At 51.4% G+C, this 24919-nt stretch carries 28 protein-coding genes; all 28 read left to right on the forward strand.

The genetic code is table 11. The features are described 5' to 3' along the window. Position 1 precedes the first annotated feature (1 nt). The 28 genes from DHN43_RS20135 to DHN43_RS20270 all read left to right on the forward strand — a co-directional run bounded on the left by DHN43_RS20135 (position 2) and on the right by DHN43_RS20270 (position 24552). Entirely contained in the window at positions 2–376 is a 375-nt protein-coding gene (locus DHN43_RS20135) for a hypothetical protein (protein WP_057463707.1), read from the forward strand. A gap of 233 nt (positions 377–609) precedes the next feature. After that, positions 610–1161, forward strand: coding sequence for a hypothetical protein (locus tag DHN43_RS20140; protein ID WP_063289322.1), 552 nt, complete (start codon positions 610–612; stop codon positions 1159–1161). Between the two features lie 41 nt (positions 1162–1202). Then, positions 1203–2267, forward strand: a complete 1065-nt coding sequence (locus tag DHN43_RS20145) for a hypothetical protein (RefSeq protein ID WP_063290617.1) — start codon at positions 1203–1205, stop codon at positions 2265–2267. A 12-nt stretch (positions 2268–2279) separates the two neighbouring features. Next, positions 2280–3266, forward strand: a complete 987-nt coding sequence (locus DHN43_RS20150) for a hypothetical protein (RefSeq protein ID WP_063289320.1) — start codon at positions 2280–2282, stop codon at positions 3264–3266. A gap of 100 nt (positions 3267–3366) precedes the next feature. Continuing rightward, on the forward strand, positions 3367–3864 hold the full coding sequence (locus DHN43_RS20155) for a type III secretion system chaperone (protein WP_208995522.1): 498 nt from the start codon (positions 3367–3369) through the stop codon (positions 3862–3864). 56 nt (positions 3865–3920) lie between these two features. After that, entirely contained in the window at positions 3921–4388 is a 468-nt protein-coding gene (locus DHN43_RS20160) for a tetratricopeptide repeat protein (RefSeq protein ID WP_057463711.1), read from the forward strand. A gap of 45 nt (positions 4389–4433) precedes the next feature. Next, positions 4434–5027 carry a hypothetical protein gene (locus DHN43_RS20165; protein ID WP_108819807.1) on the forward strand — a complete coding sequence of 198 codons (594 nt, stop codon included), beginning with the start codon at positions 4434–4436 and terminating at the stop codon, positions 5025–5027. After that, positions 5024–5701 (forward strand): hypothetical protein, encoded by a 678-nt coding sequence (locus DHN43_RS20170; RefSeq protein ID WP_108819808.1) that lies wholly within the window; start codon positions 5024–5026, stop codon positions 5699–5701. Before DHN43_RS20165 ends, DHN43_RS20170 begins: the two co-directional genes overlap by 4 nt. A 235-nt stretch (positions 5702–5936) precedes the next feature. Beyond that, complete coding sequence (locus DHN43_RS20175; protein ID WP_108819809.1) at positions 5937–6932, forward strand: hypothetical protein; 996 nt, start codon at positions 5937–5939, stop codon at positions 6930–6932. 100 nt (positions 6933–7032) lie between these two features. After that, a complete protein-coding gene (gene gspD / locus DHN43_RS20180; RefSeq protein ID WP_208988423.1) occupies positions 7033–9300 on the forward strand; it encodes a type II secretion system secretin GspD in 2268 nt (755 codons plus the stop codon). A 241-nt stretch (positions 9301–9541) separates the two neighbouring features. Beyond that, entirely contained in the window at positions 9542–10000 is a 459-nt protein-coding gene (locus tag DHN43_RS20185) for a type III secretion system chaperone (RefSeq protein WP_057463715.1), read from the forward strand. 117 nt (positions 10001–10117) lie between these two features. Further along, the gene (locus tag DHN43_RS20190; RefSeq protein ID WP_108819810.1) at positions 10118–11302 is read left to right on the forward strand and encodes a hypothetical protein; all 1185 of its coding nucleotides are present in this window, start codon (positions 10118–10120) and stop codon (positions 11300–11302) included. 23 nt (positions 11303–11325) lie between these two features. Next, positions 11326–12072 carry a hypothetical protein gene (locus tag DHN43_RS20195; RefSeq protein WP_108819811.1) on the forward strand — a complete coding sequence of 249 codons (747 nt, stop codon included), beginning with the start codon at positions 11326–11328 and terminating at the stop codon, positions 12070–12072. Positions 12073–12323: 251 nt separating this feature from the next. Next, positions 12324–13502, forward strand: coding sequence for a hypothetical protein (locus DHN43_RS20200; RefSeq protein ID WP_108819812.1), 1179 nt, complete (start codon positions 12324–12326; stop codon positions 13500–13502). A gap of 110 nt (positions 13503–13612) precedes the next feature. Next, entirely contained in the window at positions 13613–14017 is a 405-nt protein-coding gene (locus tag DHN43_RS20205) for a hypothetical protein (protein ID WP_108819813.1), read from the forward strand. A gap of 52 nt (positions 14018–14069) precedes the next feature. Continuing rightward, positions 14070–14555: a hypothetical protein gene (locus tag DHN43_RS20210; RefSeq protein ID WP_108819814.1), complete on the forward strand. Its 486-nt coding sequence runs from the start codon at positions 14070–14072 to the stop codon at positions 14553–14555. A gap of 38 nt (positions 14556–14593) precedes the next feature. After that, positions 14594–15397, forward strand: coding sequence for a type III secretion system inner membrane ring lipoprotein SctJ (gene sctJ / locus DHN43_RS20215; RefSeq protein WP_108819815.1), 804 nt, complete (start codon positions 14594–14596; stop codon positions 15395–15397). A gap of 15 nt (positions 15398–15412) precedes the next feature. Then, positions 15413–16141 (forward strand): hypothetical protein, encoded by a 729-nt coding sequence (locus DHN43_RS20220; protein WP_108819816.1) that lies wholly within the window; start codon positions 15413–15415, stop codon positions 16139–16141. Then, complete coding sequence (sctL, locus tag DHN43_RS20225) at positions 16120–16767, forward strand: type III secretion system stator protein SctL (RefSeq protein ID WP_108819817.1); 648 nt, start codon at positions 16120–16122, stop codon at positions 16765–16767. The genes DHN43_RS20220 and sctL overlap by 22 nt, the downstream gene beginning before the upstream one ends. Next, positions 16767–18143, forward strand: coding sequence for a type III secretion system ATPase SctN (gene sctN / locus DHN43_RS20230; protein WP_108819818.1), 1377 nt, complete (start codon positions 16767–16769; stop codon positions 18141–18143). Before sctL ends, sctN begins: the two co-directional genes overlap by 1 nt. Beyond that, positions 18140–18619 carry a type III secretion system stalk subunit SctO gene (gene sctO / locus DHN43_RS20235; RefSeq protein ID WP_063289307.1) on the forward strand — a complete coding sequence of 160 codons (480 nt, stop codon included), beginning with the start codon at positions 18140–18142 and terminating at the stop codon, positions 18617–18619. Before sctN ends, sctO begins: the two co-directional genes overlap by 4 nt. Then, on the forward strand, positions 18616–19365 hold the full coding sequence (locus tag DHN43_RS20240; RefSeq protein WP_108819819.1) for a hypothetical protein: 750 nt from the start codon (positions 18616–18618) through the stop codon (positions 19363–19365). Before sctO ends, DHN43_RS20240 begins: the two co-directional genes overlap by 4 nt. Further along, positions 19362–20408, forward strand: coding sequence for a FliM/FliN family flagellar motor switch protein (locus tag DHN43_RS20245; RefSeq protein WP_108819820.1), 1047 nt, complete (start codon positions 19362–19364; stop codon positions 20406–20408). The genes DHN43_RS20240 and DHN43_RS20245 overlap by 4 nt, the downstream gene beginning before the upstream one ends. Positions 20409–20479: 71 nt before the next feature. Then, entirely contained in the window at positions 20480–21124 is a 645-nt protein-coding gene (gene sctR / locus DHN43_RS20250; protein WP_057463727.1) for a type III secretion system export apparatus subunit SctR, read from the forward strand. Between the two features lie 24 nt (positions 21125–21148). Beyond that, complete coding sequence (sctS, locus tag DHN43_RS20255; RefSeq protein WP_008546860.1) at positions 21149–21418, forward strand: type III secretion system export apparatus subunit SctS; 270 nt, start codon at positions 21149–21151, stop codon at positions 21416–21418. Between the two features lie 5 nt (positions 21419–21423). Further along, entirely contained in the window at positions 21424–22266 is an 843-nt protein-coding gene (gene sctT, locus DHN43_RS20260; protein ID WP_057463728.1) for a type III secretion system export apparatus subunit SctT, read from the forward strand. Beyond that, positions 22263–23396: a type III secretion system export apparatus subunit SctU gene (sctU, locus tag DHN43_RS20265; protein WP_057463729.1), complete on the forward strand. Its 1134-nt coding sequence runs from the start codon at positions 22263–22265 to the stop codon at positions 23394–23396. Before sctT ends, sctU begins: the two co-directional genes overlap by 4 nt. A gap of 388 nt (positions 23397–23784) precedes the next feature. Next, the gene (locus tag DHN43_RS20270; RefSeq protein ID WP_208995523.1) at positions 23785–24552 is read left to right on the forward strand and encodes an alpha/beta hydrolase family protein; all 768 of its coding nucleotides are present in this window, start codon (positions 23785–23787) and stop codon (positions 24550–24552) included. Positions 24553–24919: the final 367 nt, after the last annotated feature.

Consider the following 24919-nt stretch of genomic DNA (forward strand, 5'->3'; position numbering starts at 1 on the left):
GATGACAGCGCTCAACAGTCGGCAGCGAGACTTTCTTCTTCTCAGTATCTACATCATGACGCAAAACTGCAAATATGCAGAGGCGCTCACCATGGTGCAGGGTATGATGGTGATGGAGGATCATTCCAAAGACGTGCTTCTGGCTCGCACGGTTCTGCTTTTCCTTCTCAACCGATTTGACCTTGCGCTCGAAAGTCTGCGGGAGTTGGACCTGCTGGATCCACTTGAGCAGTTTGGTAAGTATACGCGTAGTGATGAGCAGTCCATGCGTCATTACATTCGTGCGCGTTGCCTTTATACGCTCCATGATGCTGATAAGGCTAAGGATGCGATTGATATCTATCTTGGCAACCGCCGGCAGAAACTCTCCCAATAACTCCAGATTGTGATCGAAGGGGAGGGTTTGCTTCCTCCTCTTATGCAGACTGAGCTGCCTTTTGTTGGTGGCAGATCAGCCTGTTGGCTGTGCTCACATGTTCGTGATGCATAAAAAATCACTGCACAATGCGTATTGCCTATTCTTGTGTTCTGTTTGGCACAGAACACCTTCTGATTGCGCTTTATTGTTTTCTTAAATGCTGAATTAGTCAGAGATAAAGAAAGGGCGCCATGTCACTTCTCGATATGCCCAAACAGTCACCAGAGCTCTTTGCTGAGACGATTAAAGAGATCGCTGAGCCGCTCGTTGAGCATCTTGATTCACTGGGTTTCAAGGATGAAAAATTCTACCAGTTGATGAAGCAGGGTGTCTCCATATCCGAGATGCTGGGTTTGTCAGAGGAGGAGCTCGCAGCTGTCTATGAGATGGCTCGCCGGAACATCTCTGTCGGTCAGGTCGAGAAGGCGAAGTCGCTCTTTATTATGCTGGTGCAGATTGCTCCGATGGAAGAGCAGTACACCTATGGCCTCGCGATGACCTATCAGATTCAGGGCGACGTTCGCATGGCCGTGAAGCTCTATCTGCATTTCATCAGTATGGATGCGACCAACCCGCAGGGGTATCTGCGTCTTGGTGAATGTCTGCTGGCTGCAAAGGAATACCAGGAAGCTGGTGACGCGTTTGAAGCCGCACTGCGCATGTTTGATGATCCCGTCAAAAATTATGACGACAAGAAGTATGCGCAAACCATGATGAAAAGCGCACGCCAAAAACTGGTCTGACAATAGTTTTGATCTCAATTATTTAAGCATGGAGAATAGATATGGAGCTTCCTAAAGGTCTGGGCCTTGGTCTGAATAGCAACAGTCTGGGCGATATTTTTGATACGACCTCTGAAATGGCTGGCAAAGCTGGTGATGTAAAAGGTGCAGGTAAGATTGGGCCGGGAGCACTTGCATCTGTTGGTGGTACGCCGATGATTGCGACCATTGCGTTTGCGCAGCACATTACACGCCTTTCAAACAGCCTTACTCAGGTTGGTCCTGAAACTCCGCTGACTACTTCCAGCTTCCAGGATATTGAAGTGCTTGTTGCGTCCGTTTTGGACAAAATGCAGGGCACTCAGGAAGCGGTTGAGAAGAACAAAGTGGGTCTTACCCAAGCGAAACAGAAGGGTGCTTTGCAGGATAAGGCGATCAAGCTTGAAGAGTCTATCCGCAAGCAGGAAGAAGCTGAGAAGAAGCAAAAAGGTCTCAGCATCTGGCAGAAGATCTCTCTGGCATTTCAGTGGGTTGCTGCGGCGATTTCCATTGTGGCCGGCACAATTCTGGCGGTTATTCCAGGACTGCAGGTTGTCGGGGCGTTTATGATTGCTGCCGGGGTGGTGCAGCTTGCCATGGCCATTGATGCCACGGTGCAGGCCGCGACTGGCCAAAGTATCGCCGGACACATTGCAGTGGCCGCTGGTGCGGATGAAGAAACCGTCATGAAGGTTGATATTGCCATGAAAGTGGTTGCAGCCGTTGTTGGTATCACTCTGGCTGCTGCGTCCTTCTTTATTCCGGGTGCTCAGGCAGGCAGTGTTGGCGCGATGATCCAGGCGATCTCTTCCATTACTTCCGCGATCATTCAGATCGGTAGTAGTGCCGGTGCGATTGCAGCGGGTGCTGTTTCTTACACAGCTAGCCAGGATGTTGCGCAGTCCAAGGAACTGCAAGCAGATGCCGCTGACCTTGATGCGTTTATCCAGTTGCTCAGTCAGATCATCGATCAGCTGCTCTCCATTCTGACCAAGGCAGGCGAACAGTTCGCTGATGCGTTGGATGGAACCGTGAGTTCCATGAATGAGCGTGCCGATACGCTGGGTAGAACAAAGTTTGCAGGTTAAAAGGAGGTATTTATGTCAGCAACCGTAGGTGCCAGTTACAATCGTGATTATCTGCCGCCCAGTTTCTTTCAGGACGGCAAACTTGCCGTTTCTGAAGAGCGGGCAACGGAGTTCCAGCAGAGCGTAGAAGCGCGTCTGGCAACTTTGCCACCAGAGCATCACGGAACATTCCTGTCACTCGTGTCTTTGCCGCAGTTTGCTGCAAGCGCGAATTTTGACAAGGCGACAACGGACGAGGCGCTGGGTCGTCTGGAAGCGGCGACTGTTGCAATCGGTTCTCTCGACAAGGTCGACAGTACAGGCAATCTGTCTCGTCTGATTGCACAGGCTCTTTACAAGTCTGCTGTCAATCAGCGCAATAACGAGCTCGAGTCCCGTTTGATTGCACGTGAGACTGTGAAGACGCAGATGCACGCTCAGGCCGGGAAGAGCCGCGATGCAGCTGAAGAGACCCGTACAGGTGCGATTATCAGTCTTGTTGTGACTGTTGTTTCTTCTGCTGTTTCCATCGTGATGTCTGCTGTTGCGATTGGTAGTGCTGCAAAAGGCTTGGGTGCGGCGAAGAACTCTGCGAATGCCAACTCGCAGGCTGGCAAGATGGATGCGAAAGCAGCTGATGTTGCGCCGGGCAAGGGTGGCAAGCTGAATGATTTTTATTCGCAGCGTGCCGGTGATTACCGTGCGCAAGCGAAAGGTTTTGATGCTGTCGCAAGTGCATCCGGATCTCGTGCACAGTCCATCGCGACGATTGGTGGTGTTGCCAACACTTTGGGTAACACGACCTCTCAGGGTGCGAGTGCGTTCACTCAGGCAAACGCAAAAGAAGATGAAGCGATTTCTCAGGAGCTGGCAGCAGCTGCTGAAGAGGTTCGTAAGGAAAATGATCAGGCTGAATCTATCCAGAAAGCTCTGGACGATATCATCCGTGCGATCATTCAGTTCCTGAAAGAATCTCGCGAAATCGAAAACGAACGGGCAGCTGCGATTACTCGCGGTTAAGCCACAAAAGCAGGTGTGCGTTTATTACCCTCAACGCACACCTGTTTTTTCGCGTTTAGCGACTGATTGCTGATCTTGCGCATGTCAGAGAGGATTTCTCGTGTTCTCCTTAAACTTTTCAGGGTGCTTGGATAAACTCTGGCGAAAGCTGGGATTAGGTGCACCGATTTTCTCCGAGCAGAACACCGCTTCGATGAATGTTGATGGTGTTCAACTCGTGTTTTCTGATGCCCTTGATGGGGGTGGTATTGAAGTCACGACGGTTATTGGCTCACTGAGTGAAACGGTGGGAACCAGAGGCCGACAGATTGAAGATATCCTGCATTTAAATCTGGCCTGCCTGTCGCAGTTCAGAACGCTGGCGGTTTTACGCAAGACTGATGATGGCGCAGAAGAGCTTGTGCTTTCGGTGAGCTTTCGCGGCTACACAGAGCTGGAGAAGCTGACCGGGCTGGTTGAGGAGCTCTTGTCTGTTGTGAGCCTTTATCAGCCGTTGGTTTCAGCGGACCCAAGTGGTTATCAAGGCAATCCGTTGCTGGGTGCTGCGCAAACCTCTCTTTCTGATGAGCTGGATGGTGCCATGGTGTTTCACCTTTAATGCTGCGCTGCCGCTCCCAAACTTTCTTATTTTCTTAAGCCGTAAAGAGGCACGATATGACTGAGCTCGTTTCAGAACTGGGCAACTCTCCAGAACAAGACATCAAGGCAATCGCAAAAGGCGCAATTGGCCGTAGTCTGGGGCTTACGAAAGATGACATCAATCCAGGTCTGGTGATGGCCAAGGGCTTGATGGATACAGGGCGGACTGAGAAGGCGCTGGAGATCTACACTGGGCTTGTTCTGCTTGAGCCGATCAATGTGGATGTGCAGCTTGGGCTGGCGAACTGTGCAGTGCAGTTGCAGCAGTACACGCTTGCTGTGCAGGCAGCTTCCGCTGCAATGGTGCTCGACCCGACCAATCCGCGTCCATACTACTTTTCTGGTGTTGCTTGTCTTGCTTTGGGTCACATTACCGAGGCTAAGGAAGACCTTGAAGACACTTTGACATATGCCAAGGACCGCAAGGATGCCGAGATCCATCAGGCGGCTCAAAAGCTATTGACCGGGCTGAACAACGCCTGAGTTCAACTTACTGCACTTTCTGAACTTTGAGGCCGGGGATAAACGATGCCACTCGCACCTGTTACAGACAATACTCCGGCTTCTGCCGCCTCCGAAGATCAATCGGGAGAAGTAGATGTCAATCTTGATGCTGTTTTTCGTGCGCTCGGTGGTGGGCAAGTAAGTGCGCAGGCTATTCTTGAGGCTATCAAGTCCCGGCAGGGGCTCTCTGCTGTTTTGAAGGCTGATGGCAAGCTGGAGAAGGTTCTTTATCAGTTTGCCTATCAGGCTCTGCACCTGCAGCAAAAAGCATCTGCAAAGGAGCAGTTTGAAGTTCTCTGTCTGCTTAATCCAAACAATGTTGAGTATTGGCTTGGGTTGGCGTTGAGCCATGCAGACTGGCCACTTGGCGGGGGGGACGTCAAGAGATCGCTTCGCAAAGCAAAGCTGCTTGATGAGGCACATCCAGCCGTCGCCCTCAGGCTTGCTGAGCATTGTTTGTGGTCACGAGAGCTGGATGAGGCGACTGTGGAACTGGTGCGCTTTTATCAGCTGATGAAGGTGCGGCCTGTTCCTGAGCTCATCGAATATTCTAAGCGGCTTGCGTTTGCATTGGAGGCGCAGAAAAAATCTGCTGCACGAGACAGTGATGTGTCATGATTGCGACTTCCGGTTATCTACATCTGCCCTATGATCTGGGTGAGGATGAGAACGGAGTTGTTGAGCTTGCTGGTCCGATACAGGCAGAGAAATTCTCCAAGATTTCCGGTGATATAGGGATCCTGTATCGCGAGCTGTCGTTTACGGCTGGCTTGCTGACATCTGCGCGAAAGGTCGAGAGTGTTAAGCCGCTTGGTGCTGGCAGGATGTCTGTGGATCGCCAGATTGCGTTGCAGTATGGGACCGAACTGGCGCGGACCAGAGTACTCTCTCAAGACCATCGCTTTGAGTATGAACAACGGGCGACCCGGACGGTCAATCGCCTGAAGGAAGCTGATCATCTGTATCTCAAATACAGTGCGCAGTTTGATCTGTCTCGCTGGTTTGCCTACGAGAAGCCCAGCCTGACGTTTTCTGACGAGAACCGCATCGGGCTAACAACCTTTGAGGTGGCCTCTTACTCGCCTGCCGATTTGCATGAGTTGATTGCGAAGATCGAGAATCGGTATCATTTGCTGCAACGCCTTTATACGCAGCTTCCTCGGTTGAATGAGCATAAGCGGCGGCCTGGTTATGCTTATGCTTTCATGCTTCTCACAGACGGTGTCCTATCTGCCCTCAAAGCGGCCCTTGCGAAGCGGACTGCTGGCTCTGGGGACGACAGTTCTTCCTAAGGCGGTCTTTAGGTGTCAATCCTACAGCTTGCTTAGGTGCTGACCTCATTCTTCGTTTTTGATCAGAAGGATGCTGCAGGTGTTGTACGTTCAGCACACACATGGAAGTAACCATTTTTTCACTCCGTAATTGTCCCAATAATGTCCATAAGAGGGCGGGTTCTGTGTTTTAAGGCACAACACGACCTCTGGGTTATCTGCGAGATATAGGGAGAGATAATTCAAGGAGTCTGAGATGACTGCAGTTACGCCAATTGGTTCTTCATCTGTATCCAATGCCATTGATAACAGTGCACAGATTGTTCGCCCGGCCGCGAACAAGAGTGTTGAGTCTATTCCGTCTGCCAGTCAGCTCCTCTCAGTCGGGGTGTCGGCAGCGTTTGGTTTGCAGCCACCTCCAGACAGCGGAAATCTGGAAGTGATGGTCGGGCAGGTTGTTGCCCGGTTTGAGGAAATCCAAACCTCGCTGAAAGAGCAAAATCTGATCGGGCAATCTGAGAAGGTGCGTTCTGCACGCTCTGAGCTGCTACAGGCGCTTGCTTTGCAGGAAGATATTGCAGCTGACATTGAGGCTTTGGACTTGCAGCAGCAGGAACAGGAAGGCCAGTTGTCTGATCTGCAGACCAGCCTTACCTCCAAGCAAGATGAACTGGCAAATCTTCCAGCAACTGTGCCAAGCGATCCAGATGATCCAGATAGCGAACTCGTTCAGGATCCTAAAGAAGTTGCCCGTTTGAATGGTGAGATTGCTCAGATCAATACCTCGATCAGTGAGGTGGAGACTGCGCTTGCTGATACCGTCCAGCAGCTGGACGTCAAACTTGAAGACCTGAGTGAAAGTGATGCGGTGCAATCTTTGCTCCGCACTGCGCTTGAGGAAATGGCTGGTGCACCGAAGACTGGTGAGATGGACGAACACGGCCAGTCTACGCTGGAAGGTGCTTTGTCGGATGCTGCCAGCAAGCTGAACGGGACTAAGCCTGAGTTTGATGAGCGTCACACCATTATTGAAGAACTGCGCGAGGAAGTGCGTGTGTTTGCTGAGGATCGTGTGAAGGATGAGAAGGCTTTGATGACGCTTCTCGAAGCTGAGTATGCCCTACGTTTGGTTGGTTATGTGTCCAGCTCAATCTCCAAATCACTTTCTGTGGCGGAGCAGTCCGTTACTGGTCAGGATACTTCGGATACGACCGGCAGACTTCAGCTGCTTTTAGATAACGGCCGCGTTTAACGTAATCGAATAAAGTTCGGGCAGCACAAGTGCGATAGCCCCGGGTTCGTTTAGCCCCGGGGATCGTGTTGGGCGCTTGTGCTGAACGCATAGGTTTGAAATGATTGGTGCTAAACTAAGTTCAATGCTGCGCAAGACAGCAGGGGTACTTTCTATTTCATTGATCCTGTTGGGGTGTACCACAACCCAGCCAGCTGATCAGGAATGGGATAACACAGCCCCACCAGCGGGGTTGTCTGACCAGCTTCAGCGGTTCTTTTCAGAAGAGAACCAGCGCGAAAACCATCTTGCCCTTTCAGGCCAACCAAGATTGGCATCCAATACGCGTGGCGTGTTGGGCCGTGCGATCAACACCCGTTGGGTGAACAGTGAAAATGCGGAAAAAGGCAGACCCGGCGCGGCTTTCTACTTCAATGATGAAGAAGCTAAGGTTTTGCTGGCAGATTCCCGGCTGAATAACGCCAACCGGCAGGAAATCCGCGTTGCGCAATCCAGTGATGCCAAGGCGACCTCTGATGTGGTTCGCCTGAACTTCCGTGGTGAAACTCTGGAATATTTCATTCAGCAAACGTTGGGTGGGATTTTGCAGGTCAACTATGTGATTGATGAGCCGCTGGAAGGTGCTGTCACGTTCCAGACGGAAAAACCAATTGCCAAAGACCAGATGCTATCATTGGTTCGTGTGCTTCTGGGCCGCAATGGTTATATTCTTAAGCTCATTGACCAGATCTTCCATATTGGCCGTCCTGAAACCATTCAGGCGATTGAACAGTTTTCTGGTGTTGGATCTGCGGGCGATCTGAAGCTTCGGATCTTGCCTGTTCGCTCAGCTTCCCCAGGTGATGCGGCGAAGGTTTTGCAGGCTATCCTGCCAGCTGGTGCTTCTGCCGTTGCAGTTGAGGGATCGAACAAGATTGCGGTTCGGGCGCGACCAGAAGATATTGGTGCGGCTGAAGAGTTGGTGAACAGCCTTTACAATCGCGATAATGACAAAACGATTGTGTCTGTGTTGCGCCTGCAGCAAAGCTCAGCAAGTCAGGTTGCCAAGCAGATCACCACACTGTTTCAGCAGCTTTATCCAAACCAGGTCAATTCTCCGCTGACCGTTATTCCGCTTGAGGCGCAGCAGTCTTTGCTTGTGGCTGTGCAGAGCCGCGAGATGTTGCAGCGCGTGCGCCGGATTACGAAGGAAGTAGATTATAATCTTCTGGATACGCCTAAGGTGCGGATCATCTCGCTGAAGTATTTGCCTGCAAATGAAATTGCAACGCAGCTCACGCAGATCCTTGCGGGTGAAGGGGGCAGTGGTTCTGTTGCTCCGCCGGCTAATGAGCAGAAGCAAAAAGCTCAGAATAATGGCTCTTCTGCCCGCAAGTTCCCGGTTTCTGCTACTGGTGTTTCCGTAAATCCAGGTGGAGATTCAATCAACAACCGCTTTAACAACGCGAATAAGTTGTTTGACGATATTGCTGAGACGCGCGGTGCTAAAGTTGCCGTTGCCAAGAAGGTAGGCATCGTTGCTGATAGCCGGAACAATGCGTTGCTGGTGAATTCAACCTATAAAGAATTCAAACATATCCGTGATGTCGTGCAAGCACTTGATCTTCCGCTCTCTCAGGTGGTGATTGAGGCGACAATTGCTGAGGTGAACATTAATGACAACCTTTCCTATGGGGTCCAATGGTACCTGAGTAAAGGTAATTTTGCGGGTGGTGTTGGTACAGTCGCAGAAGGGGCCTCTCGTCCAGCTAGCGCTGGTGGTGCTCTTTCCCTCAATACTGTTGGGGTTGATGTGGTGTTGAAGGCGCTTCAAAACATCACCAAGGTGAAGGTGATCTCGTCTCCTTATCTGACTGTTCTGGACGGTCGTAAAGCGCGTCTTGTGATTGGCGATCAGGTGCCGTTTGCGTCTCGCAGTCAATCTTCCAGTAATGATGGCAACGTGACTGTGACCAATGAGGTGGATGTAAAAGACACCGGTATTGTTTTGCAGGTTGAGCCGAATATTCGTTCCAACAACTCCGTTCTGCTGCAGATTCAGCAGGAGGTGAGTAATGTGGTGCAAAACAAGACTGAATCATCGCTGACGCCGACCATTGCAACAAGAACCATCAACTCGGATATTGTTGTTGAATCCGGACGGACCATTTTGCTGGGTGGTCTTATTCAGGAGCGCAAAGAAAAGGGGGAGTCTGGTGTGCCGATCCTGCGCAAGATCCCAGTGTTTGGCGAGCTCTTTAAGGACAATACAACGAATGACACAAAGCGAACTGAGCTGTTGGTGATGATTACACCGCGTGTTGTTCGCAAGCAGTCTGAACTGCAGAACATTACGCAAAAACTGCGCCGTGAGCTGTCTTCTTTCTAAGCTGCTTTGAGCTGACAGATGTGTCCCCTGGAATGCTTCGGTGTTCTGGGGGATTTCTTTTTTAAGTTGTAGGATGGTGAGAGAAATTCATTCTTTCCGTATCTGCTAGGCTTTTGAATAATAAATGAAAAATAATGCGGATTGAGATTACATCTTATTCAAACTGTATCGTTTAGCACTTTGTGTTTCTTCGTTTTCTGGCAGTGTTGTCTGCAAGAAAGTAAGGAAGCGGAGTACCCCAATGCTCGATAAATTGCTCAATGATGCATGCCAGATATTAGGCGTGAAACCACAAGAAGATGAACAGGATCCATCTATTCGTGTTGTTGACCTTGATGCATTCTCATTGAAATTTAAGCTGGTTACAGACAGCGATCGTATCTGTGTTTCTGCGCGTTTGTGTGAGTTGACGGCGGTACAGAGAGACCGGATCCTAGAGTTGGTTCTCGTTTACAACACGCAGAGCTTCCAGTCAGGCGGTATGCGTCTGGTGCTGATCGAAAACGATGCGCTGGTCATGCATAATGACCTTCGTGCTGTTGCCTGGGATGCTCAAAAACTTGCCAAGTTTGTGTTGGCATTTGCTGATGTTTCGGCTGGCTGGCTGAAGATTGTTCGTGAAATGGGCGGGTTGGCTGAAAGTGCAGCTGACGATGATGAGCATGACCTGTTTGAACCAGCTTCCCTGATAAGCCTCTAAAAATCCTAGCTCTTTCCATGGGGCTTAAACGTTTCTTTCTCCAAAAATTGAAGACAGTATCCTGTGACTGATCCTGAGGAGGGTGGTTTGGCGGCTGTCGGTATCTAGCGGGCCACAATGACTGAAATCCTCTTTTCTCAAAATGATCGTTACACCAATGTGGTCGCACGCCTTGAGGCTGCTATTTCGGGCAAGTCGGTTCAGGATGCCCGTGTGAGCCTGACCCGAAGTGCGAGCAAAAATGGTGAGGTGCTTTACAAGGCCACAGTCTCTCGTGAAAACGGGGACGGGCTTAGTGAAAAAGTGCTTGGACTTTGCCGCGCTGTGACGCGCCACACCCGTTTCCTTCAGCATAAAGCAGATCGACCAGAGCAGAAGGTCTCCAACTGGAATGTGTTTTATCAGTTGTTGAGGAATGAGGCTGCGCAGAGCCTCTATGAAGATTCCGTGGATCAACGTCAGGACCTGTTTGATGAGGCCATCAGCTATATCTCCCAGTTTGTTTATGAGGAAGAGAAGAACAACCCAAAGGGGCTGAAATTCTCCTCCCTCAAGACACTGAGTTCCTATTTGAAGAACCAGGGGGCTGTGACTGTTCTGCCCGAGAACTTTAAGGAAGAGCCAAAGGCGACCGTTGGTGTTTCCAGTGCGTTGCTGATGTCGTCTCTGGGCTTTCAGCTGGCGGGTAATCAGATGCGATATGTCAGTGATGATGACTTCCGATTTTCTTATGCCGGGTTGGGGCGGCGTAATCTGGACGATTATCTGGAGCAACAGCCTTCATCGCCGACGAATAGTAACGACAGCACGCATGGCGACATCCCTCATCACGGAGAAGGTGTTTGTCCAACGGAAGGTGTTCAGCTGCCTGCAGAGGTGCCGCATGATGATCAGCCTGCGTTTGAGTCCAGCTTCAACAGCATGAATGAGGCTTCAGCCACTGAACTATCCCTCCAGCAATCGCGTGAGTTGCTTGATGAGAAGGGTGAAGTGGAGACGGGTGGACCTGATGAGGATGAAGCTGTGCGCGAGAAAGCCTATAGCCGCGACAAGCTGAAGACCAAGGCTGCCAAGATTACACCGGTTGGTGAAGAGAGTGACGTTGCCGATGATGGCGGGCACGAAATTCGTGTTGAGGATGCGTTTGCTGGTGTTGAAGATGATGCCGCTGAACGCGAAGTACAGGAAGCCAAAGTCGCAGAACGCCGGATTAAAGTGCTGTCGTTTGATCGGGATTACCAGACGAAAAACTCACATGCAATTCGCACGGTTCGCAGTGCTTCAGCTGCGCCAACACAATAACAACAAAACTGGAATGATGCTTTATGATTGACCTTGTTCTTCCTTCAAGGCCAACACTTAACGATCTGCTGAATGCACTTCTCAGTAGTGAACACGATCTGAAAATTCGAAAGTCTGATCTTGTTATTCCTCCGCTGAAAAAGGCACGGGGGCGAACTGAAGATGAGCTTGTCTTTCAAACCAAGCTGGTGAAACCGCGTGCTTTCAGTCTCTCTCAGCCTCTCTGGAAAATGGTAGGAAAGCTTGGTGTCAGAGGCAGGTTTTTGACTGCAAAAGCAGAGGCATTTGAGCAGCAAGTGCATGATGTTGAAGATGCCGGGACCTGGTATGATTTTGAAGTCCTGATTGAAAACCAGATCAAAGCGCATGATTGCGATGTATTTGAGTACATGATGGCAATCATTCAGCAGGCGTTTGGTGATAGAGGGCCTTCAGAAGCTGCTTTGAGTTTTGGTGAGCTCACACGCATTAATGCCATCGTCATGGATGTACTTCCATCGGCTCCGGTCTTTTCCATTGCAGCGAAGATATTTGATGACGCGGAGGAGAAGATTGAGCTTGGGTTGGCGTACCTCGTGCGGACCAGTGGCTGCGTTCAGGACGAAACATCTGATGAGGTTCTGGCTGAAATTATGATCAAAACGTTCGGATCTGCAGATAGGGAGAGTATCTCGGCTTCTAACGATCAGATGCGCAGCTTTAATGAGCAAATGCGGGTCTGGGAAGAGCTTGAGATGAGAGCAATTGCCCGTCAGATGGCGGTTGCTTAACTCTCACCCTTCATACGTCATCTATTTCTGAGAGGCCGGTTCTGAATGGATCGGCCTTTGTGCTGTTTGACACTTAACGCTAAGTTATTGAGATAACGAGGAATAACCAAATCGTGTTTTGATGTTTTTTCTGCAGGAAACATCGTTGGCTGTGACCAACGACACTCAGCTGTATGTCTCAAACGTGCATTCTAAGCTCAAGAATTTACAGGTAACGAGCCGTTCGAGGCTTATGGAATGCGGAGGCAATAATGACCGGAGTTAGCTTCTCCAGTAGTAGCCAATTATCTGATGTTTTGGCGCAGATTGATCACCCGGCGAACAGGGAGTTCGTTAAAGAAAATGCGCAGGTTCGCGTTACTGGTGGTGACGTCATAGATGGTGAAACCATCTACAGTGCAGAGACAAAAGACGGAAGTAGTAAGGTTTCCAAAGCAAGTTTGGCCAAGCTGACTGGTGGCAAACTGTTTGGGAATGCTTTGCAAACCCACGACAAAAAGCTGAACAACTGGCATGTCTTTTCACAGTTGGCAAAGAATGAGATCTCTGCAGGTTTGGATAAAGGTGGGCTTCAAAACCATCAAGCGAAGACGGATGATATTCTGACGGAGGCCTTCGAGAAGGTTAAAAACAACCCAACATATCACAGCAATGACGTGCGTTTTGGAGCACTGCAAGAATTGAGCACGACGATCAAGTCTTTGGTTGCAGATGCTCTTTCTGATGCGAGTACCTATGAGCAGATTTCCGTGAACAGTGGGCCTGGTCATTTCATTGATACTGATGGTTCGCTTGTTCTGCCTAACTCACTTTACGGCTCAGCTTACTCTGATGTGTCGGGTGACGGATATAGCTTGCTTGGCGGGGAAGGTGTGCCTGACGAAGAAGAGTATGCAACTGTTCGCTTTGAAGGCGATCTGAATAAGCCAGAGCTTGGGGATCAGCAGTATGCTGCTGTAAACAAGCGTGGTGGTGATAAAGAAGGTGCGCCGATCCTTAGGCATTACACGCCAAATCAGTTGCGAGAAGCCGCAGCAAATGAGCGTAGGGAAGCTGCTGGCGTTCTGGCTGATATCGATCATCAGGTCATCGAGAATGAGAATCCATACAACAAGCTAAACTTCAACACTGGACCGTTGGCAGAGCCGGGCAGTTTCCTGCTTGATGAGACTTACGCGACTATCGATCAGTCTCAGGCCGATTCTCGCTGGGGAGAGAAGGTGAGCACTGTGAACAATGAACCGCTCTACGTAAATTCAGGGGTGGAGAGTGCTGTAGAGAACAGCAGTGAGTATTCTGATGTGCTTCTTGGTGATGATCAGGCGATCTACGGAAATCTAACGAGGGACGGAAGACCGGCTCCATTGCCCAAGCCAGCAGCTGGTGACATTTCACCAGTTCCGCCAAAGCGGGATGCCTCTCTTCAATAATCGTTAGGTTTGAATAGCGAAATCTATTCGATCAACTGACAACAAGAATTCGTATGCGGCTTGCTCTTTGAATGTAGCAGGTCGCATGCAAGCTTTGGAGTGAGGGTGGAATGAACGCAGAAGATTTTGATAGTGAAACCGTAAAGGTGCTCGCGGAGCTTGGTTTTATTGCTGTCTCCTATGGTCTTGCAGAACATGCTGACTCCATTTTCAAAGCATTCCAGGTGATGCGACCGGATCAGGAGGCAGGGCCTCTGGGCCGAAGCCTTGCTGCAATGACGCGCGGCAATGTAGATGAAGCCTTGCTCTGTCTGGAAAACGCACCGCCGACAGATACCATCCAGACCTATCGCGGACTGGCGTTGCTGCGTAAGGGCGAGATTGATACGGCCTGCGAAATCCTGAGCGAAGTTTGTGAGATGGCAGCTGGTACGCCGTGCGCGGAAATTGCTGCGCAGGCTCTGTCCTCCAGAGACGAACTTGCCAATCCAGTAAGCGCGATGATGTCCCGTTAAGGGGCGTTCCGGCTCAGTTTACCTTAGTTTCAGTAATACGTGAGGAGCATTCATGGCAACAGTATTGGACAGCGCACTCACCTCTCAACTGCAGCAGGCGCTGCAGGGTGGAGCCCCGTCCGCCGGTGGTTCAACAGGCGATGTTACCGGTCTTGAGGACCAGTTCCAGACAGCACTCAATGCTGCCGGGGGCGTGCAACCGCCTGTGGCCGGGCAAATCGTAAATGGCAATGTGGTCATTGGCGGAGTGGAGCAAGTTAATGCTGCCCAGAACGTGGCAGCTGTTTCATCACCAACACAAATTGCTTCCGTCAATCCGACGGACAGTAACTTCGTTATTGACGGGTTGGCCAAGGTCAGGGGTGTTTTTGCCGAGACCAGTTCCAACATCAATGCAATTTCTGAAGGTGGCAAACTCAGTCACTTTGACAAGCTGATCAACATGCAGATCGAAGTGGCGAACTACTCTTTGCTGGTTGATGTGAGCTCGAAAATTGCAGGCAAAACCACGCAAGGCTTGGACGCTTTGATGCGTTGATTAAGACTGCGCATTCAGTAGGTATAGTGAAAGTCTAAATGAATATTCGGCGTTTTATTACAATTGTGGGCATGGTGATTGGTTTGGCCGCCTGCAACACAGATCTTTACACCAACCTTTCTGAGCAGGAGGCAAACACCATGCTCAGCCTGCTGCTGGAAAATGGTGTGTCTGCTCAGAAAGTTGGTCTGGGAGATGGTCTTGTCACCTTGCAGGTGGATGACGACGATATTCAGCGTGCCGTCACAATTTTGAATGCGAATGGTTTGCCGAAACGTACGCGTGACACGCTCGGTCAGGTCTTCCAGAAATCCGGCATTATCTCCTCGCCATTTGAGGAGCGTATTCGCTTTATCTACGCGTTGAGTGAGGAAGTGGCTGAGACCATTACCGAGATCGATGGTATTGTTTCTGCCCGCGTTCACATCGTTTTGCCGGAAAAAGCGGATCTTGGCGAAGAGGTGAAGCCATCTTCTGCTGCGATCTTCATCAAGCATCGCCCGGAGTTCGATATTGAATTTCTGATCCCTCAGATCAAGCGCTTGGTCAGTAATGCGATTGAGGGTGTTGAATACGCCAGCGTTTCTGTTGCGCTTGTTCCTGCACGTGAGCTGAAACCATTCTCACAGCGCTCAGCGCAAGAGTATGAGGCCGTGTTCCCGGGCTTGCGCATTGCACGCGATGACGCCGGTATGTTCTGGCAGATCCTTGGCGCCGTGGGCGTCGTGCTGCTGCTGTTGATTGGTGGCGTTGGCTATTTGCTGTTCAAGCAGATCAGCTCCGGCGGCAAAAAAGCCAAGGGTGGAGACGGCGACGAGCTTCTGCCTGAAGAACTTGCTTAGTAGCAGGGGACTGGCATGATGACAGGCACTCCACATCACTCCGCAGTCTGGCCGCTTCAGGCCAGACTTGCTGCGTCTTTACTGAACCCTCTTTCCTTTGCGCATGATGACCATCTGACAGCTGCTGGCCTTGAGTTGAACGTGCTGCGTGGTCTGGCTGGGCAGGAAGATTTTCAGAGGCCTTTGAATACGCATGTCTCGCAAAAGCTTGGGCTTACTGCGCTTGCTGCTGATGTGGCGGTCACGCCAACTCTGGCAGTCTCAGAGCAGGCCCGGCTTGCACTGATGTTGTGCAGTTTGGGTGCTGAAGACTTTGGCGGCGTTATGCGCATCATCGCAATTGCCAGACTTCATGAGATGATCGGGCGCCTTGTGCTGAAGAAGGATTGCCAGCGTATGGAAGCTCTGTTTGGTGAAGAGGTTTTTGATATCGCCATTCGCGATGTGGCGTTCTTCTTCAGTTCGCTTGGCTATGAAAGCGAGAATGATGAGGCATTCGATCTTCTATGCCGCGGAAGTGATGAAGAGGCTTTGCAGGCGCTGACACTTGTTGGCGCAGAGGGCATTCTGGCTTTCGTCAATGCTGTTGATGCGAAACTTGAGCCGCTTGTTCGTCTTCGCTTTTCCAATGAACTCAACGAAAAACTTAGCGCTCGTTTGCTGGTGATGCGAGCAGAGCAGCAAGAGCATTTTGTCCAGTATTTGCGTCGGAGATTGCCACAATGGCGAGCATTTATAGACTGAAAGAGCTGGGCGCAAACCTGACGCCAGGCACGCACATCATTAAGGAAGCTGAATTTGCTTCCATTGAAACGGCTGACCAGATCATTGCAAATGCGCAGCGCAAGGCAGAGGAAATTCTGCAGGATGCGACGCGCGTTTATGAGGAACAGCAAAAGCAGGGCTATGAAGATGGTGTGCGTAAAGCTCAGTCTGAAGCCTGTGAACGCATCCTTGGTGAGCAAGAACTGCTCGACACGCGCTTGCGTGAAGTGGAGCATGATGTTGTTACGGTGACCATCACGCTGCTGCGTCGTTTGCTGGATGAGTTTGATGATGCTGAGCGCGTTCGCCTGATGGCCCGCAGTATGCTGAAATCACTACGCGCTGAAAAGCGTGTGCGGTTGCATGTTGCTCCGGAAATGTACTCCCAAGCGGTGGCCATGAGTGGTGCGATCACTGATGGTTTCAAGCAGGTCGAGTTTCTTGAGATTGTCGAGGATGGCGACTTGCAGGGGGCTCACATTGTACTGGACGCACCTGTTGGCCGCGTTGATGGCAACTTGCAGGTTCGGCTGGAGGAAATTGAAGAGATCCTGCGACGCACCTCATCTGCTCAAGTACCCTCCAAGCGATCTTCGGAGGTGTAATGGCATCTCTCATTGAACCTGCTGAGCATGTTGAGGACCGTCGCAAGCAGATTGGGTCCGGGGTGCCGCGGCTTGGTCGTGCGCTTGTCAAAGCTGCCACGGATGTTGATCCTTATCCGCTGACAGGCCGTGTCCGTAAAGTGGTGGGTACACTCATCCATGCAGTGGTGCCAAAGGTGGAAATTGGCGAAATTGCTGAGCTTTACACGCGCTCAACAGGTCGCAAACTTATGGCAGAAGTGGTTGGGTTTCATGATGATGAAGCGCTGCTGTCTCCCATTGGCGAGCTTTATGGCGTAGGGCCGGACACTGAGGTTCGCCCGACTGGGCATGTGCAATCTGTTCCTGTTGGTGATGGGTTGCTTGGCCGGGTTCTGGATGGCATGGGCAACTTTATTGATGGGCTGGACCGGGAGTTTACGCCTGCAACGCATTATCCGGTCAACCAGGAACCGCCGGATCCTATGCAGCGCCGGATTATCGACAAACCGCTGCCAATGGGTGTGCGTGCCATTGATGGCATGCTGACCACCGGCGAAGGCCAGCGCATGGGCATTTTTGCCTCTGCTGGTGGTGGTAAGTCCACGTTGATGGCGATGTTGGTGAAGGGCGCCGCTGTTGATGTGACCGTGCTGGCGCTGATTGGTGAACGTGGCCGAGAGGTGCGCGAATTCATCGAGCATGATCTTGGTCCTGAGGGGATGAAGAAGTCCGTTGTGGTTGTAGCCACTTCTGACAAGAGTTCCCTGGAACGTTCGAAAGCAGCGTTTGTTGCAACCTCGATTGCTGAGTACTTTCGCGACCAGGGCAAGCGCGTGCTGTTGCTGATGGATTCTGTGACCCGCTTTGCACGTGCGCAGCGTGAGATTGGCCTTGCTGTTGGTGAGCCGCCGACCCGCCGTGGTTTCCCGCCTTCTGTTTTTGCCACGCTGCCGCGCCTGATGGAGCGTGCAGGGATGAATGATAAAGGCTCGATCACTGCGTTCTATACAGTCCTGATGGAAGGCGATGATATGAACGAGCCGGTTTCGGATGAGACCCGCTCCATTCTGGATGGGCATATTGTGCTGTCGCGCAAGCTGGCAGCGGGCAACCATTATCCTGCCATTGATATTCTGAATTCCAAGAGCCGCGTGATGACAGCGGTTACCACGCCTGAACATCGCGAGATGTCCGGCAAGGTGAATTCGTTGCTGGCGAAGTATGAAGAGGTTGAGCTTCTGGTGCAGATTGGTGAGTACCAGAAGGGGGCTGATGCTGAGGCTGATCTGGCGATTGCTAAGAACAAGCCGATCAAAGAATTTCTGCAGCAGCGTACTGATGAGTTCAATGGCTTTGATGAGGCCTTGAGCAAATTGAAGAGCACTGTTGCGTGATCAACCAAATCAAAAAACTTCATCTCGTCAAAACACTTAAGGAGCAGAAAGCTCAACGGACGCTCAACGCTGAGCTGGAGAAAGTTCGGCGTGCCAAAGAGCAGCTGGAGCACAAGCGGCAAGTTGCGGCAGATGAACGTGCCGCGCTGCCAGCCAAGCAGGATGCGCTTTATCTGGAGATCATCAAGAAGGTCATTTCAACGGATGATCTCGATAAAGTGAAAGAGCAGGCACAGATCCTTGAAAGTGCGGTCAAAAAGCTGGAGGACGCAGCTGAACGCGCGGCCTATGTTTATGATCGTGCGCTTAAAAATGCGGATGCTGCCCGTCTTGAGTATCAAAAAGCACTTCGCATCAAAGATAAGTATGGAAAGGTTGCGGATGATCTTCGGGTAGAAACCAATGCCTTAATGGAGGCTGCGGAGGAGCAGGAGATCGAGGAGCAGTTTTCCGGGCGAAGGCAAGTGGAATTATGAAAGTTTCTCAGGGTTCGCAGCCACTTGAGCAGCAGCAAAATCTTGAAAATATACGTGGTAAGCAACCTCGTGAGCATGGCAAAACGTCTGGCAAGCAGCAGGGCAACAAATTTTCCGAGGGGTTGAACCGGCAGGATGTCAGCTTGTTTCAGGAACAATTGCGCAGCGCTGAAGGCAAGTCTGTTCCGGTTCATGGAAAGGGTGCTTTTCAGGAGGAGGGCGAAGGTTCCGAGCAGGGCCAGACTGACCCGCTTGACTTGAGCCATGCCCGGTTGCTGGCCGCGTCTGATCCCGCTGAAGCCCGCAGTATTTCTGTTTCCAATCCGTCCGAGCTGTTCAGCTCCGTGCGTCAGGCGAGTACTGAAGCACGTGTCGATAAGGCGATGAGCGCGATTGCAAACCAGATTGAACAGGCTATGCGCACAGAGGCCATGGCAGACAAAAGCGATGGGCGCGTCTTGAGCCTGACCCTTGATGCCAACCGGTTTGGCCTTGCCGGGCTGAAAGTTATGACAACACAAGGCGGTCTGGCTGTTGTGCTGGAGCGCGTGAGTGGTGACCGGGTTGCTGGTGAAGTTCAGGCCGCAGCGCAGGGGCTCATGCGCACTTTGCAGCAGCGGTTTCCTGACCGGAAAATCCGCATTCTTGATCGACTGGAACAGCAGGAGATCGAAAGTGTTGATGCTGGTTCGTCTTCAATGGGAGGTCTGTCCTCCATCTTTGCGGGGAACAGCACGAGCTCATGACATCCTTGAATTATCAATCCAAAACAGACCCGTTGGCCTACTGGAACGCAGCTTTGAGCTATGCGGAGCAGGACATTACGGTTGAGAGCACGCACACGCTGAATTTTCAGGTGAGTGAAGCGCCTTCCGCTTTTGCGCAAGGGAGTGTGCTGCGCAGTGCATCTGGTGCAACAGCTCTGCTGGTGCTTGAGGACTTTCCGTTTGCTGCACAACTGAATGTGCCGCTCGCTTATGCGGATGTTCTTGAGCTGGAAGACGGACTTCGCAATGCTCTGGTTGAAGGCATTGTTTCTAACTTGCGCAATGAATTACCCGCTGATTTTACGAAGATCCAGAGTGAGCTGCCGTTGCAGGCTGTATCTGCCTTATTGCCAGCGCTCGAACTGGAGCAACTGAGCTGGTTTGCTGTCCGGTATGGCGAAATTGGCGGTGCTCCTGTGCTGGCCAAAGTTGGCGTGCGGCCTGACGCGCTCTCCGGTTTTCTTGGAGAATTGCCACTGACCGCGCAACCTGCATGGCGCGCGGTGCGTGAACAGTTGAATACCTCCATCTGCCTGACGCTGTGTGAAGCGCCGTTGCCAACCGCTGAGGTTTCCAGTCTGTGCATTGGGGATCTGGTGGTGCTGGATGCGCCTGCGCTGGGGCAACGGATCACCGTGGATGGACCGCTGAGCCGGCATCATCTGGTGTTGGTTGAGCAGGGATGGGGCTGCGAACGAATTGAGAGTGTGAACGGTATGAGTGAGCTAGCCGAAGAAGCGAATGCAGAGCAGGTGAGTGGTGCTGAGGAGATCGGCTCCATTGATCTGTCGCAGATGACAGTACCTGTGCGGTTTGAAGTTGATGAGCGCGAGATCTCTATTGCCGAGCTGGAAAGCTGGGCGGCGGGATCGTTGGTGAACATTGATGTGCCTGCGCTCAATGAAGAGACACCGGTTTATGTGCGAGCTGCGGGCAAGCGCATTGCCAAGGGGCATCTGGTGCAGATTGATGAGCGGGTCGCACTGCGCATTTCCAAAACTGACCGGGGCACCGGCCTTTAAAACTGCTTTCGGTCACGCCAAAGCCTAACATAACCAGAGGTGCCCAAAGGCGCCCAATCTGAGATTTGCTGATGACGTCTGATCCATTCTCGCTCATATTAGTGCTTGTGGTTGTGGCCCTTGTTCCGTTTCTGGCCATTGTCGCCACATCCTTTATCAAGCTTTCGGTGGTGCTGCTGCTGGTGCGTAACGCGCTTGGCGTGCAGCAGATTCCGCCTAATATGGCGTTGAATGCACTGGCCATCATTTTGTCTGGCTACATCATGCTGCCGGTCTTTTTGCAGACATTTGAGATCGTAGAGCAAGGAAACCTCTCCATCACCACGGTGGAGGAGATGAAGACCACCTTTGTTGCTGCCAAGGGGCCGCTTGAAGATTTTCTCGCCAAGCATGCGGACAGCAAGGAAAAGGCGTTCTTCCTTGAGGCGTCCCGCCAGTTGTGGCCTGCTGATATTTCCGCAAGCATGACAGAGGACAGCATTGCAATCTTGCTGCCGGCCTATACCGTTTCGCAGTTGCGTGAGGCGTTTGAGATCGGGTTCCTGCTGTATCTGCCGTTCCTTGCGATTGACCTTGTTGTTTCCAACATCCTGCTTGCCATGGGCATGATGATGGTGTCGCCGCTGACGATTTCCCTGCCGTTTAAACTGTTCCTGTTTGTGGCGGTGGATGGGTGGTCGCGTTTGATCCTCGGTCTCATCAAGACCTACGTTTAGTCGGAAATGTGAGAGGAGTAGCTTATGTCCCCTGAAGACGCCGTCTACCGCATTTCCGAGGCGATGATCCTTGTGATGATGCTGTCTTTGCCGCCAATCATTGTTGCCTCGCTTGTCGGGCTTGCCGTGTCGCTGTTGCAGGCTTTGACGCAGATGCAGGAGCAGACAATCCAGTTTGGGGTCAAGCTGATCGCCGTGGCGCTGACGCTGTTTATGATGTCCAGCTTCCTTGGCTCGGAGACCATTGGCTTTACGCAGGCCTTGTTTGATGATTTCCCGACATTGGTCAGGTAACGCCAATGAACCTGCTTGCGGAGATCACCACAGTCCATCGTGATGCATTTCTTGTTTTGTTGCTGACGTTTCCGCGTATTTTTGCGGTGTTTGCAACATCACAGATCTTCAATGCCACGTTGATGTCGCGCATGGCGCGTAATGTGGTTGTGATGGTGATTGCGATCCCGCTGTACCCTTATAACCTGCAGTACGTGGACGGATTTTCGCCAACCGGATCGATGTTTGTTGTCTACTTCTTCAAGGAGTATGCCATCGGGTTTCTGATTGGCTATACGATCTCTTGTCTGCTTTGGGCTGTCCAGTCTGCTGGGACATTGATTGACAACCAGCGCGGTGCTGCGGTTGCCTCCAGTATTGATCCGATGTTGGGGAACGAGAGCTCGCCCGTCGGGGATTTGTTCTCCCGTGCGTTCATTCTCTATCTCTTCCTGACGCCAGGGTTCTTCTTCATCCTGACACTGGTTTATAACTCCTACATGATCTTTCCGGTGACAGAGTTTATTCCTGTTCTGCCAGAGGATTTCCCGGAGCTGATCCTGTCGATCTTCGACAATGCGATGCGCCTGATGTTTGTTATGGCTGCGCCATTGGTGATCCTGATGTTCCTTGCAGAGTTTGCACTGGCGATTATCAGCCGGTTTGATCCGCAGATTCAGGTGTTCATTCTTGCCATGCCGATCAAGAGTGGCGTGGCCGTCATTCTGCTGACGTTCTATCTGTCATTCTTGCTGCCAGAAGCGGCTGAGCACCAGATTGAGCTGAAGCTGTTTACGGACGAGATCTTCGGGATCTTTGAAAAAGGCAAGGATATCTATCAGGATCAAAAGCTTGAGGTCCGTCCATGAGTGGGCAGAGTGCTGGCGAAAAAACCGAACTTCCCACCCCCAAACGAGAACGTGAATCTCGTGAAAAAGGGCAGGTGGCCAAGAGTACCGAGGTGACGACCACCATCTCGCTGTTTGCGGTGATTGCTTATCTCTGGTTTGCGTGGGACCGCAATTTCTCCAAGCTGGTTGGCCTGATGGATGACATGGCCAGTCTGGCGACACGGCGAGACTTTTCTTCCTCCGCCGGAGAAGGGGTGTTTGGTGTTTTTTCGACCTTTATGGACATTGTGCTGCCGCTGATTGGTGTTGCCATTGCGGCGGGCATCTTTGGCAACTTTGTGCAGTTTGGCTTTCTCTGGGCCGTTGACAGCATCATGCCCAAGCTGAGCAAGATCAGTCTGGCTGAAGGGTTTAAGCGCATCTTTTCCATGAAGCAGGTGGTGCAGGTTCTCAAGTCCATCCTGAAGATCGCCTTGCTCAGCACCATGCTCTACTTCACAGTGAAGTACGCAATTGGCGCTTACATCAACTCGCTCTCCTGCGGCATTCCCTGCATTGCTAATATCAGTGGTGCGATTATGAAACTGATCCTCGGGATCTCGTTTCTGGCCTTTGTTGGCGTGGCGATCCTTGATTTCATGTTTCAGAAGCACACCCATATCAAGAGCCTGAAGATGACGAAGGAAGAGGTGAAGCGGGAACATAAGGAGTCCGAGGGCAGTCCTGAAATTAAAGGGCAGCGTAAGCGGATTTCTCAGGAAATTCTCATGAGCGACAACCTTGAGAATACCCGCAAAGCCAGTGCTGTTGTGGTGAACCCGACGCACTACGCGGTTGCCATTTCCTATCGCCCGGATGAGGTTGCTGTACCATTGGTGGTGGCAAAAGGGCTTGATCTGACCGCGCTTAAGATGCGTACAGAAGCTGAAGCGGCAGGTGTGCCAATTTTTGCCAATGTTAAGCTTGCCCGTATGTTGCATGCGGAAGTGGAGATTGAAGAGCTCATTCCGCAAGACATGTTTGCAGCTGTTGCCGAAATTCTCGTCTGGATCGATAAGAACAAAGACATTCTTTACAACGGCCCGCTTGAGCGCGGTGTGATCGATCTTGAGCATGAGAAGAAGAGCGGTGATGAGCCGCTGAACTAAAGCAGTTCGCATTTAGGCTGAAACACCTGTACTGCTTTAGCCTTTGTTTTTGCGTATCTCCAAAAACTGGTTTCCACTTTTCGGCGATACGCTGTCGTTTCATCAATGTTCCGAGAAACGCCCTAAGTCCTACATTTCCTCGTCTTTCTGTCTTGAATAATCCAGCTTGCAGTTGTGTGAGAATCGTGTTTCATTTGTAATTGTATTGTAATGCAATTGTAATTCAAGTGAGGGCAAGATGTTTTATAGGCTCAATAAGCGGGACGTGGTCTCGGGTTTTATCACCAGTTTGTTCGTTTTGGTTTTCTTGTTTTTTGTGCAAGCCTCTCTTGCGCAATCGCCTCATCAAAGGGTTGGCCCCATCAGTGAGCCGCTTGGTGAACTGAATATGCAGATTTGGCGGGTTCCGGTTGAGTTGGAAGACGGCAATATGACGATCACTTTGGATGCGACCACCTTCAAGCCGGATGGAGAAGGGCCTTTTCCTCTGGCGGTGTTTACTCATGGGGCGGCTCGGAGTGCTCCACGTGATGGTCCCTATGATTTCCGTCCTGACGCTGCAATCAGGTGGTTTCTTGCGCGAGGATATGCAGTTGCTGTTGTTATTCGCAGAGGCTACGGACGTTCAGAGGGGCAGCGTTCTGTTGTTGAGGATGGGGATTCAGACGGTTTCATTAAGGTCCTTGAGGAGCGCGTTCATGATATCAATAGTTCAGTGCGTTACTTTCAGGATCAGCCGTTTGTGGTTGCTGATCATGTTGTCCTTCTCGGATTTTCTGCAGGTGGGAACAGCGTATTAGCCACGTCTCGGAAGGCTCCAAATGGTGTTCGCGGTGTCATCGCTTTCGCACCGGGGGCAGTGGCAATAGATGATTATAGTGCGCGGGATTTAGAACAGGCAGAACAAGGTTTCAGGATGTTTGGGGCTGGGACAACGCTACCAACACTCTGGGTTTATGCGGAGAACGAAGAGTACTATAGCCCGATGTTGGCCAGGTCATTTTTTGAGGCCTACACATCAGAAAGTGATGCAAAGCAAGAGCTTGCCATTTTGCCGCTTGAGGGCGAGAACGGTCATGATCTCTTCCTGAGGGATGAGGGGCCTAAAGTCTGGGGCCCGGTTGTTGCTCCGTTTCTTGAGCGGTTGATGCCTTAAAGCAGTTCGCATTTAAATTGAAATACCTGAACTGCTTTAGTCTTTGTTTTTGCATATCTTTATCCGAAAACCGGTTTCCACTTTTCAGAGATACGCTGTCGTTCGTCGCGTTTGCATCAAAAACTTATTCCCCCTGGTTCCGCCAGCCCTAAGATTATCTCGTGTCCACGTACACGGGCAGCTGGCGGAGCGACCGTCAGCTCGGCGTGGGCTGGGCGGGGCTACCGGAAGACATAACGCATCCTCCGGCGGGTCCGTTGAAACACCCCTTGAAAGTCTTTAGTGCAGGGACCAAGCGGAAGCTGGTCACCCGATGGGCGTCTACACTGGCAGCTGCAGCTGTCAGGGACAAGTCAAACTGTCCTTT

It is taken from the genome of Pseudovibrio sp. Alg231-02, from assembly GCF_900143565.1.
Taxonomy (GTDB): Bacteria; Pseudomonadota; Alphaproteobacteria; order Rhizobiales; family Stappiaceae; genus Pseudovibrio.